The sequence below is a fragment of the Bacillus sp. Nf3 genome (assembly GCF_003028545.1).
GTDB lineage: Bacteria > Bacillota > Bacilli > Bacillales > Bacillaceae > Bacillus > Bacillus safensis.
This window is the reverse complement of the sequence record NZ_PYUA01000051.1, coordinates 1-640: the sequence shown is the minus strand read 5'-3', so window position 1 is coordinate 640 and position 640 is coordinate 1. Positions and strand designations below refer to the sequence as shown.

Sequence of the window (640 nt, the reverse complement as noted above, 5' to 3'; positions counted from 1 at the left end):
GAAACTGTTGCGGTAGGCGCCGCGCTCCAGCGCGGGGCTGCTTAGCAGCTCGGCGATGCCCTGGTCGAGATTGTTCAGCGCCACGTGCTGCACCGCCAGCAGCTGGAAGGCCTGGCCTTCGTGCTGCGGGTGCTGGGCCAGGCGGAAGGTGCTGCCGGCGGCCAGCTGGCGCTCACTACCGCTGCCGCTGTACAGCACCTGGCCCACGCGCAGCGCGTCCAGCCGCGCCTGCGCTTCGGCATCGGCCCAGCCGGCCTGGGCGAAGCGCCCGGCGCGTGGCTGCACATAGACTTCCAGCGCCGGCAGGCTGCCGGCGTCGGCGCTGGACTGCGCGGCCACCGCCGTGACCTGCTCGCTGTGCCAGCTGGCCACGGTACTGGCGTTGGGCACCAGCTGCTGGCGCTCGGCGAAGGCGGTGATGCCATCACTGGCCTCGGCCATGTCGGCGCGATGGAAGCGCACCCGGCCGGTGTCGGGCAGTTCGGCACCCGGCTCGAACACCACCAGCGTGTGCGCGGCCTCATCGCCCTGCGTCTGCTCGATGCGCCAGGCCAGGCCGGCCTCGGCCAGCAGGCGGGTGACGAACGCCCAATCGGTCTCGCGGTACTGGGTGGTGATCGCGCGTACCGGCAGCGCGGCC

Annotated in this window: 1 protein-coding gene; it reads right to left on the bottom strand. The window is 72.7% G+C overall.

Going from position 1 to position 640, the window contains the following annotated elements:
* Positions 1 to 640: phage late control D family protein (locus tag C9414_RS20800; RefSeq protein WP_181286188.1), on the bottom strand; the 640-nt coding region annotated here is incomplete at both ends.